This is a genomic window from Tardiphaga sp. P9-11, from assembly GCF_008329525.1.
Classification (GTDB): Bacteria; Pseudomonadota; Alphaproteobacteria; order Rhizobiales; family Xanthobacteraceae; genus Tardiphaga.
Genome location: NZ_NPKQ01000012.1, coordinates 116517 through 127585 on the forward strand (window position 1 = coordinate 116517; position 11069 = coordinate 127585).

An 11069-nucleotide genomic window follows, 5' to 3' on the forward strand; every position below is an offset into this window, starting at 1 on the left:
CGGTCGAGCACGAACGCTGGATCATCAGTCTGCCGGCGCGGCAGATGGGCCAAAAACTGTCCTTCAGGGCCAAGCTCAGTCGCTGGCGAGGCTGCTGTCGTCATGTCCACTCCGCGTCCTGCAGTGACCGCCAGCTGATCTTGTTGCTCTCCGAGCGCGGCAGGCTGTCGACCAGCACCACCGAGCGTGGCGTCTTGTAATTGGCCATGGCGCCACGCGCCCAGCCGATGATGTCGTCTGCCGTTATCGACGCTTTGGCCGCATCATGCAGGACCACCAGCGCCTTCACCGACTCGCCGCGATAGCTGTCCGGCGTCGAGATGATGCAGCACTCCTTGATGGCGGGATGGCCATACATGATGGACTCGACTTCCGCCGGCCACACCTTAAAGCCACTGACATTGATCATCCGCTTCAGCCGATCGACAGCAAAGAAAAAACCGTGACCATCGCGATAGCCGAGATCGCCGGTGCGTAGAAAGCGCTTGCCGTCGAGCATGACGAATGCGGTCTCGTTCGCTTCGGACTTGTTCCAGTAGTTCTCGAGCACCTGCGGGCCGTTGACCACTATCTCGCCGATTGCGTCATTGTCCAGCTCGGTCAGCGTGTCAGGATCGATGATCCGCGCGTCGGTCTGGTGCACGGCGATGCCGAGGCACTGGCGTCTTGGCGTTTCCATCGGATTGATGTGGGTCGGCGACATGGTCTCGGTCATGCCGTAGCCCTCGATGAATTCGAGGCTAAAGCGGCTCTTCAGCCGCTCGGCCACCGCCACCGGCATCGCCGCGCCGCCGCCGGTGATGACCTTGAGCGTTGCAAAACACTCTTCGCGGAATGTCGGGCTCGACAGCACGTCGACGATCATAGTCGGCGCCGCGTTCCAAAAGGTAACGCCATGGGCCTCAAACAGTGGCGGGATCAGGTCCTTATCCCAGCGCGCCATCAGCATCAGTGTCGCGCCGATCGAGATCGCCGCATTCATCGAGCCCTGCATGCCCGCCACATGAAAGAACGGCTGCACGCCGGTCAGCACATCGCCGCCACCGAGCCGATACCAGCGCGCTTGCAATACTGCCGTGAACAGCACGCTCGAGTGCAGATGCATGCAGGCCTTCGGCTTGCCTGTCGTGCCGGATGTGTAAGGGAACAGGCAGAGATCGGCTGGCGTCGCGGTCATCGGCTCCGGCGTCTCGTTGCGCGCGATCACATAGTCCCAGGCGCGCCAACCCGGCGCCGTGGGGCACGATCCGTTTTGCGTCACACAGGCTGGCAGCGTGTAAAGCGATTGCTCGGGCACATAGTCGTGATAGTGCGCGACGATGATGCTGTTGATGGCGTTGCCAAGCAGCGGTGCAAAAACATCGACGAGATCGCTGCCCACGATCGCCACCGTGGCGCCGCTGTCGGACGCGATGTAGTCGAGTTCGGCGGTCTTGTTCATCGGGTTGATCGGCACAACCACGGCGTCGGCCCGCATGACCGCGTAATACGCGATCACATATTGCGGCGAATTCTGCAGCGCGACCATGACGCGGTCGCCGCGTTTCACGCCGCAGATGTTCTGCAGATAGCCGGCCAGCGCATCGACCTGCCGCAACAATTCCGCATAGGTGACAACACCGCCATAGAACAGTGTGGCCGGATGATCCGGCTGTGCGGTCGCGGCCCGCACCAGCGCGTCGTAGAGGACGCCCTCGGGCAACGGCAGCGTGTGCGGTTCGCCGGGCGGCCAGAACGGAGAGACGGCGCTCACGGCAAGCCTCCTGACCGGTACATTTCAGCAATTATTCAGGCGAAGAAGTGCCAGACCTTGGCAATGATCTGCCAGCGGCCATCGATCTTGATGAAGGAGAGTTCGTTGACGAAGCGCTTCGGTAGATACATGTCCTTGACGCGCGCGTGGGCCGTGGTGAGCAAAGCCACGGACACGCTCACGATCTCGTCCTCGCGTGGATCGCCCCGCGACGCCGATGACGGCCGCGCGGCAACCATGCCCATATAGGTTTCGAGATCGAGATTGACGAGCGTGCCATCGGTTGCCGAGGATAGCCGCACCTGCGGGTGCAACACCTGACGGAAACCGGCGACATTACCGTGATAGAGCGCATCGAAATAGCCGGCGATGACGGCGCGGACGTCCTGTTCGTCTTGCATCTTCAAGTCTCTGTTGTCGTGTGTCAGTTGAGGCCGCCGGAATGCGCATGTTCCTGGTCGGCAAGTTCGAGTCCGTGGTCGAGCGCTTCGAGCAGCCGCTCGGCATCCTGCTCGCTGATGATCAGCGGCGGCGCCAGGAACAGCGAGGTCTGCTCGCCACTGGTGCCGATCACTGCGCCGGCTTCCATGGCCCGTGCGGCGACGCGTGAGGCGATCGGATTTTCCATGGTGTCGGCAGCCCATGAACGCCAGTCGGGCCCGTGCAGTTCGACGGTCCAGTGCAGGCCCTGCCCCGCGACGCGGCTGACGCTCGGATGACTGCGCGCGATTTCGAGCAGGCGCTTCGTGAAGAACACTTCCATGGCGCACACGCGCGCCAGAATGTCCTCTTCCGTCACCACATTGAGATAGGCACTGATGGCGGCCATGCTGATCGGATGGCCACGCAGCGTGCCGTAGTTTTGCCAGCTCGATCCCTTGAGCTGCTCGACGATCTTTTTCGAGACCACCACTGCGGCCACCGCTGCAGCACCACCGCCGAGCGACTTGCCCATGGTGACGATATCCGGACGGCTCTGCGCGCCCTGGAAGGCGAACCAGCGGCCGGAGCGTCCGGCGCCTGTGACGACTTCGTCGGCAATCCAGATCGAATTCGCCTTGGCGGCGTGATCAGCGACTTCGTCCTGATATTCGCCGTCGTAGTAATTGCCGCCCTGCGTGTAGTCGATGATGGTCGCCGCCGTATCCGTCAGAACGGCGCCGGCATCGGCGAGAACATCCTTGATCGGCTGGTTGCTCAGTGGCGTGCCATAGATCGCCCCATCAGGTGCAGGCAGGATTTTCACCGGCGCCATCGGGGCCGGCAGACGCGAACCGCCGGCCTGCACGGCAAGCCCACCATGCCAGTGCGGCTGCACAGTCATGCTGCGCGAGAGACCGACGAGGCCGTGATAGGCGCGCTCGCGCGTCGCCAGTGCTGACTTTTGCGACAGAGCCTGACAGAGCGACAGCGCCATGTCGTTGGCCTCGGAGCCGCTGATGCAGAAACGCACGCCGCCGACCCAATCCTCTTCGCCCGCAAAGGCCGTGCCGATCAGATCATCGGCGGCTTTCTCGCGACCGATCCAGGTCCAGCCTTCGTTGACAACCGGCGTATCCGCGGCTGCACGAATGGCTTCCACCATTTTCGGGTGGCGATGGCCAAGCCCGCCGCCGGTGTTGCTGCCGTCGATCAGCCGACGCCCATCCTGCAGGTGGAAATAGACGCCTTCGCCGCCGACCACGGTCAGGGGCGCGCTATCGCCGGCATTGAGGCCCGTCCGCAAAAGTTTGCTCATCGATTATCCTTTTTGTCCTTGCGGAGGTGCATCATGCGCGGCCATAGCCGCCGCCGCCGCACATCTCGATGGTGATAACATCGTCCCGTTGCAGCACGAGGTTCGACTTGCCCTCGACGTCTATCACTTCGCTGCCCCGCGTGAGCGTGAGGCGCGCGGTCTCACCGGGGGCGCCGCCCTTCAGACCGAACGGGGGAATGAGCTTGCGCTCAACACAACTGGTCAGATGCATGCTCGAGGCAAGGATGCGGTAGCTGCGCACGACACCGTCGCCGCCCGGATAGGCGCCTGCCCCGCCGGAGCCCCAGCGGATCGCCTGCTGCTCGACCCGGATATTGTAGTTGGCCTCGATGGCCTCGGCCGGCGTGTTGGAAGTGTTGGTCAGGTGCACGCGGGTTGCGGCGCAGCCGGCGCGGTTGTGCCGCGCGCCCTCGCCGCCAGCATGGACCTCGTACAGCATCTTCCAGGAGCCATCCTGCCGCGGCTCCGCGAAAGACAGCATGCCGGACGTGGTGGCTCCACCCGACGACAGCCGCTCCGGGATCACGTCCTGCATGGCCAGGAAGATCGCATCGACGATGCGCAGCGACGTCTCGTGATTGCCTGCCGCCACCGGTGCGGTGAGACCGGGTTCGAAGATCGAACCCGGTCGGGTGATGATGGTGAGCGGACGCAACGCGCCGCCATTCTGCTGCATATCGCGCCCGCTCATGATGCGCGCGCTATAGGCCACCGCGGACTTCGCGATAAAGGACGTGGTGTTACAGAAATTCGAGACCCGATCGCAGCTCTCTGAGAGATCGAAGGTCGCCTCATCGCCTTTGATCGTGATCTTCACATGGATACGGGCCGGTTCATCGCCAGGGCCGCCGTCATCGAGGAAATCCTCGCCTTCATAGACGCCATCAGGTAGCCCGAGAATGGCTTCGCGCATCTCGGCTTCGGAGAGATCGTGCAGCCGCGATAGCGCCGCCACGAACATTGCCTTGCTGTGCTGCTTGCACAGCTCAATGATGCGCTTTTTGCCGGCCAGCGTGCAGGCGATCTGGCCGAGCAGATCGCCCTCGCAGGATTCCGGATCGCGGACATTGACCTTGAGGAACTGAACGATGGCATCGCTAACGCCTGCCGCAGTGGCGACCTTGATCGGCGGAATCCGCAGTGCTTCCTGAAAGGTGTCGATGGCCTTGGCGAGATAGCTGCCCGGCCATGTGCCACCGATATCGGGCCAATGCGCGAGGCTGACGGCGAAGGCAACGATGTCGCCCTCGAAGAACACCGGACGGACGACCTTGACGTCGTTGAGGTGATTGCCGCCGAGCGCGCCCAGATTGTAGATCAGCACGTCGCCTTCGCTCAGCGTCGCAGCCGGCACGACCTTCAGCAATTCGCGGATCGTATAGGCCATGGCGCCGAGATGGACCGGGATGTCGCGGCCCTGCCCGACCAGTTCGCCCTGCGCATCGGTAATCGCCGAGGACAGATCGCCGGCCTCGCGCAGCAGCGGTGAACGCGCCGAGCGTGTCATCACCAGGCTCATCTCTTCCGCTGCGGCCGACAGGCCATGGCGAATCACTTCGACGGCAAACGGGTCGAGCTTCATGATGCCACCTTCGCGAGATAGAGATTGCCGTTGCTGTCCGGCGTCGCCTGCCATTGCGCCGGGAGGACTACGGTGGACCACGCGTCTTCGATGATCGCCGGGCCGATCACGACGGAAGTCATGGCGCTGCGATCGATCACATCGGTCATGACGTCCAGCGCGCCATCGAACGAGCAACGGCGTTTCGGAGCAGCTTTGGCACGCAAAACTGTCGTCGGACGGCTCACTTCGGTGGTGGAGGGCTGCCGCGCCTGCGCACGCACGGATTCGATCACGCAACTTTCGTTGGTCGCGTAGCCAAATAACTCGCGATGCTTGACGAGAAAATCCTGCCGCAGTCTATCGACATCGAGCGGCATCGTGAAAGGTACGGGGATTGCGTCGGCCTGCGCGGCATAGCGCATCAGCGCGACCAGTTCGATCTGGATAGAGTCACGCGGGATCGCATTCGCTAGCAGAGGCACGACGGTCTGCTCGCCCAGCGCTTCGATACGCTGCGTGACCCTGGTCAGATCGATGCCGTCCAGCGCAACGCGCAACGTCTGCTGCTGCAGGAAGCTGAAATCGGCAGTCAGACATCCAAGCGCGGAAAAGGCGCTGGACGCCGCGGGCACCACGATCTCGGTGATCCCGTAGAGTTCGGCGAGACCCGCCGCATGCATCGGGCCGCCGCCGCCAAAAGCCAGCAGTGTGCAGTCGCGGCCATCGATGCCACGCTCCACCGTCACGCGGCGTAGTGCCCGCGCCATGGTGGCATTCGCCACGCGGATTATGCCGAGCGCGGTCTCGGTAAGGCTGAGCCCGAGGCCTTGCGCAATCGGCTCAATGACGCGGGCCGCAGCATCGACGTCGATACCGATGCGGTCGCCGAGCTTGGTTTCCGGGTTAAGATAGCCGAGCAGCGCATTGGCATCGGTGATGGTCGGCTTGGTGCCGCCACGGCCATAGCAGGCCGGACCTGGCTCGGAGCCGGCACTTTCCGGCCCGACGGTCAGACCGCCGGCGCCGGCGCGCACGATGGAGCCACCGCCGGCGCCGATGGAATGCACCGCGAGCATCGGCTGACGCAGCGGGCGATCGCCAAGCATCTTGCCGTCGGCCATCTCCGCCTGGCCATCGACGATCAGACAGACGTCGGTCGTCGTGCCGCCCATATCGAAAGTGAGCACGCGGGACTTTTTGAGCTGGCGCGCGATGCTGACCGAGGCCGCAACGCCGGCAGCCGGGCCGGACATCGCCATCACCAACGGGCGGCGTTTGACGGCTGAAATCGGGATCATCGCACCGGCGGAGTGAAATACCTGCAGGCCCGCGCCGATCGGCAGGCGCTCTTCAAGCTCGCTCAGATATTCCACCGCAATCGGCATCGCCGCTGCGTTAAACGCCGTCGACGACGTGCGCTCATATTCGCGGGCTTCGGGATTGATCTCGTGCGACAGCGAGACATACGGCACGATAGCCTTCAAACGTTCGGCCAGCATCTGCTCGTGGACGGGATTGGCATAGGCATGCAGCAGCGAGACGGCGACGCTTTCCACACCGGTTTCCTTCAGCCAAGCGATCAGGCGCTCGATTTCGGCTTCGGCCAGCGGCTTCAGCACCTGGCCCTCGTGATCGAGGCGCTCATCGAGCGCAAAGCACATCTCCCGCGGCACCAGCGACTTGGCCTTCGGTGCGATGTCCAGGCGATAGAGATCGCGGCGGCGATATCTGGCGATTTCCAGAACATCCTCGAAACCCTTCGTCGCGATCAGCGCGATCTTCGGCAGGCGCTCCTCGACGATGGCATTGGTGATCCGGGTGGTGCCGTGAATGAAGCGCTTCACGTCGCTCCTGCGCAGACCCACGGCCTCGATCGCTTCCAGCATCGCCTGCACCGGCGCATGCGGGCGTGACGGCACTTTGGCGATCCGCGTCTCTGACGTGTCGCGCCGGATGGCGATGATATCGGTGAAGGTGCCACCGATGTCGGTTCCGATTTCCCAGATATTCGTCACGCGTTGGTCCCGCTTTCGTTCAGGGCCGGCGATACAGCACAGGGCGACATCGCCGGGTCGTTCATCTTCGCTTATTTGCGGGCGAGATCACGGAAGTCGACCTGACGGTGAAACCAATAGGTGTAGCCATCAAGTTGCGGGATCATCACGGCGTCCTGGTTAGCCTGCCACAAGAGCACCAGCGGAACTTCCTTGACGTATTCCGCGATCATCTGCTTGCCCATCTCGTCATACTTGGCCTGATCCTGCTCGAACCGAGCCTGATTGGCCAGTTTCACCACCAGCTCGTCATTCCAGGAGCTGTAATTCCAGCGCTGGTTACCGGTGAAGAAATTGCGGAAGAAGTAATCGGTGGTCGGCAGCCAGGCGGTGGAGCCTTCGGTGAAAAACGGTAGCTTCTTCTCGGTGATCTGCGTCGACATCTGCGAGTCCGGCAGCTTCTGCACGTCGACTTCAACATTCAGCTTCGCCAGCGCCTCCTTCAGCAGCGCCGCCATCGGCTCGGTGACGGCGGCAGAGCCGACATTGATGCTGAAAGTGGTCTTGAAGCCCTTCTCGAAACCGGCCTCAGCCAGAAGCTGCTTGGCCTTGGCCATATCGGTCTTCGCCGGCATCGGCTGCGGGAAGTCGGCATTCGGCGGCGACGTCCACGATGCACCGAACAGCGGCAAGCCACGCTTGAAGATTGCTGCGCTGAACATGTCGCTATAGGGCAGCGCCATGGCGATGGCCTGACGGACCTTGAGATTGTCGAACGGCGCCATTTGCGTGTTGAAGGCAATCATGGTGAAGCCGTTGGTCTGCGGTGACGATTCCACCTTGACCTTGCCGCGCTGCTGCAGCGACGGTACGTCGCTGGCCTGCAGATCGATAGCAATGTCGGCATCGCCTTTCTCGATCAGATTGGCACGCGTGGCGGGATCGCCGATGGTCTGTTCGATGACGCGCTTGAAGTAAGGCAGCTTGCCGTCACGGCCGCTCTTCCAGTTGTCGTTGCGCTTCAGGATCAACTGTTCACCCGGCTTGAACATCTCGACCGTGTAGGCGCCCGAGCCAGCGGTGTTGGTCTTCAGCCATTCCTGCGCCCAAGGATCTTCGGCGGTCGCATGCTGTTTGGCGAGCTTGCTGTTGAAGATCGGCGCCAGCGGCGTGGCGAGATTGGCCAGCGCCAGACGATCCGCTTGGGGTAGCGTTACAGTGATCGTGCGATCATCGACAATCGCGAACTGCTCGGCCTTGGTCAGCGATCCCGTGCCCATTTGCCCTGCGGCAATGGATTTAGCCGTGACGGCACGATCGAGCGACCATTTCACGTCTTCTGCGGTGACGGGCGTGCCATCGTGCCACTTGCTATCGCGCAACTTGAAGGTGATCTTCAGCCCGTCCGGGCTGACTTCATAGCTCTCGGCCAGTTCGCCGCGGATCTTGCTGCGGTCGAATACCCAGACGCCGTTTTCGTCGCGCTTGCGGTCGAAGGCCACAAGGCGGTCATAGATGCTGGTCGAGACGCCGAAGGCTTCACGCGTCGCGCCGGGGGTGGTCGGGTCCAGCGTCGGGATATTGTTGCCCGTCACCTGGCGCAGGGTCTCGGCCCGCGTCTGCGCGTGTGCCGCTGCTGGAATGAGCGCCATCAGCAGCACGCTGCCCGTCAATCTCAACAAACGCCCGCGATCAGCCACCATCTGCCACCGTCCCCTGTCAAACCTCGTTCTGCAAAATCTTGGCCCATCGCGCGCGCCCGGATAGAGCCAGACTCGCCGGAAACGACTAGGCCAGATTGCCGGACGCAGGGTAACGCGCGAGCGAGGCGCCAAGGTGCTTTGTTACAGTGCAAGTGCTGCACGCGAATACAGCAACGACCCCAAGGGCTCGCCGATCCATTCAGATGCAGGATGTGCGGCAGTTATCGCGCCATCGATAGTTCGACGAGATCGCGCCTGCGCAGCGGCAAGGGAGCCACCCGCCGACGATTGACCAATTCGCAGGCGCGCGGCCATTGCCGGGAAACGCATATGATGGATCGGATTATTTTTTCGCTGCAGACGGCTCTACACCAAGAATCTGCGCCATTTTCGCAATCAGCCGCGTCGCGTCGGTGGGCTTGAGGCGGCCATAGCCCAATACGAGGCCGGCATAGATCGGCGTCTCCAAATGATTCTGCGATAGCGGCTGCACGTGGAGACCCGCTTGCTTCAACAGCCTTGCGGCCTCCACATCGCTCATCCGCGCCTTCAAGCGCTCAGTGAACAGGGCGACGAGATGAAGACCGGTTGCACAGGGAGCGACGGTGAGATCATCAGGCAAATACTGACGGATCGCATCCATCAGGGCCTTCTGCCGCTCCGCATAAACTTTTCGCATGCGGCGGAGATGGCGTAGCAGATGGCCCTCGCGCATGAATTCGGCGAGCGCGCGCTGGCCGATGCCGGAACTGTGCACGTCGATGCGCGCGCGGCCCCTGGTGAATATCTCGACGAAGCGCTCCGGCGCGACGATGTAGCCTAAGCGCAAGCTCGGCATTATGATCTTGGAGAAGGTGCCGAGATAGATCACGCGCTGCTCGCGGTCGAGCGACTTCAGCGAGGCGATCATGCTGTCCTGATGTCGGAATTCGGAATTGTAGTCGTCCTCGACAATCCAGACGTCATTGCGATTGGCCCAGTCGAGCAATTCCAGCCGCCGCTCCAGCCCCATGCTGACGCCGAGCGGATATTGATGCGACGGCGTCACCACGATCAGCTTCGCATTCGGCGCGCGGCGAATGCCCTCGGTGACGCATAGCCCCTTGTCATCCACCGGTATCGGCACCAATTTGGCGCCTGCCGCCGTCAGCGACCACTGCGCCTCGACGAAGCCCGGTTCCTCCACCCAAACTTCGTCGCCATGATCGAGGATCATGCGGCTGCACAAGTCGAGCGCGCTGGAAGTGCCCGAGGTAACGACGATCTGCTCAGACGTGCAGACGAGACCACGTACTGCGCCAAGGAAATCCGCGATCTCGCGCCGAAGCTCGGGAAGCCCGGCGGGGGACAAATCGAGGCATTCCTCCTTATCGGGATGCTGCGACGTCTGGCGCAGCAACCGAGCCCAGTCGCCGAACGGAAAGGTCGAGATATCGGGCGCACCGGGGCTGAAATCGGACGCCCAATTGGTCTCGTAGGTGAAGCCAATCAGCGACTGCCAGCGCTGAGAGATGGGACCGGCGATACGAGAAGTATCCGCAAACACGCCCGCCGGCGATGCCGCGTTGCGGCTGACTGCGGCGATCGAGACACCGCCACGCGGCATCGATTCCAGATAGCCCTCGGCATAGAGGATGTCCCAGGCACTGAGCACCACCATACGCGAGCAACCGAGTTCGCGCGCAATCTCCCGCGAACCGAGAAACTGGGTGCCCGCCGGCAACGTCCCGCGCAGAATCCCGTCGCGCATCTGCGCCGCGATTTGCTGGGGCAATGCCACTGACGACGCCCGGTCAAGACGGATGCCTGCCAGCGACATCCGTCTCCTCTGGCCAGTGGAATTCTGCATGCGATACGGGGCCCGGACGAACGATCGAGATGAATGCGACCGGACAAGTAGCAGCACGGAAGGCTGGACGTCCACATCGCGCCGTACGGCCCAATGGCCGAGCTTGCCAGGCGCCCTGCACACGGTTTGAGATCGGAGCTAAGACGCTTCCAGCGCACTACAATCTCGATCGAAATACCGGGCTTCGCAATACCCGAAATCCGGACCTCTGCCTCAAATCCTTCGAAGAGATCCGGAGCCTGGGGGCATCGGACGTGTCAGCGATCGGCAGTCACGGCCTGCCCCTCCGCAAAGGACCCGGGTTTACGAATGAGTGTCCACTAATGGGATGGACCGGCTGCTTCCCCCGCGCGGCAGTCGGCCTAGACTGCTGCGTTTCAACCGGAGAAGCAGCCCATGGATACGACCATTGCGCCCCTCGCCTCGATCGGCATCGATATTGGTAAG

Annotated in this window: 7 protein-coding genes; all 7 read right to left on the bottom strand. The window is 62.6% G+C overall.

The window, feature by feature from the left end:
- Positions 1 to 100: 100 nt before the first annotated feature.
- Positions 101 to 1753, bottom strand: coding sequence for a long-chain-fatty-acid--CoA ligase (locus CIW50_RS26530; protein ID WP_149534152.1), 1653 nt, complete (start codon positions 1751 to 1753; stop codon positions 101 to 103).
- 35 nt (positions 1754 to 1788) lie between these two features.
- The gene (locus CIW50_RS26535; RefSeq protein WP_149534153.1) at positions 1789 to 2154 is read right to left on the bottom strand and encodes a nuclear transport factor 2 family protein; all 366 of its coding nucleotides are present in this window, start codon (positions 2152 to 2154) and stop codon (positions 1789 to 1791) included.
- Positions 2155 to 2177: 23 nt separating this feature from the next.
- A complete protein-coding gene (locus tag CIW50_RS26540) occupies positions 2178 to 3491 on the bottom strand; it encodes an aminotransferase class III-fold pyridoxal phosphate-dependent enzyme (RefSeq protein ID WP_149534154.1) in 1314 nt (437 codons plus the stop codon).
- A gap of 31 nt (positions 3492 to 3522) precedes the next feature.
- Entirely contained in the window at positions 3523 to 5094 is a 1572-nt protein-coding gene (locus CIW50_RS26545) for a hydantoinase B/oxoprolinase family protein (protein ID WP_149534155.1), read from the bottom strand.
- Positions 5091 to 7091, bottom strand: a complete 2001-nt coding sequence (locus tag CIW50_RS26550; RefSeq protein WP_149534156.1) for a hydantoinase/oxoprolinase family protein — start codon at positions 7089 to 7091, stop codon at positions 5091 to 5093. The genes CIW50_RS26545 and CIW50_RS26550 overlap by 4 nt, the downstream gene beginning before the upstream one ends.
- 71 nt (positions 7092 to 7162) lie before the next feature.
- Positions 7163 to 8773 (bottom strand): ABC transporter substrate-binding protein, encoded by a 1611-nt coding sequence (locus CIW50_RS26555; RefSeq protein WP_149534157.1) that lies wholly within the window; start codon positions 8771 to 8773, stop codon positions 7163 to 7165.
- Between the two features lie 343 nt (positions 8774 to 9116).
- On the bottom strand, positions 9117 to 10592 hold the full coding sequence (pdxR, locus tag CIW50_RS26560) for a MocR-like pyridoxine biosynthesis transcription factor PdxR (protein ID WP_246664463.1): 1476 nt from the start codon (positions 10590 to 10592) through the stop codon (positions 9117 to 9119).
- Positions 10593 to 11069 lie beyond the last annotated feature (477 nt).

Bases quoted from the DNA above. Each gene is read 5' to 3' on its own strand.
- CIW50_RS26535 (WP_149534153.1), bottom strand. From the start codon at position 2,154: ATGCAAGACGAACAGGACGTCCGCGCCGTCATCGCCGGCTATTTCGAT.
- CIW50_RS26540 (WP_149534154.1), bottom strand. From the start codon at position 3,491: ATGAGCAAACTTTTGCGGACGGGCCTCAATGCCGGCGATAGCGCGCCC.
- CIW50_RS26545 (WP_149534155.1), bottom strand. From the start codon at position 5,094: ATGAAGCTCGACCCGTTTGCCGTCGAAGTGATTCGCCATGGCCTGTCG.
- pdxR (WP_246664463.1), bottom strand. From the start codon at position 10,592: ATGTCGCTGGCAGGCATCCGTCTTGACCGGGCGTCGTCAGTGGCATTG.
- CIW50_RS26555 (WP_149534157.1), bottom strand. From the start codon at position 8,773: ATGGTGGCTGATCGCGGGCGTTTGTTGAGATTGACGGGCAGCGTGCTG.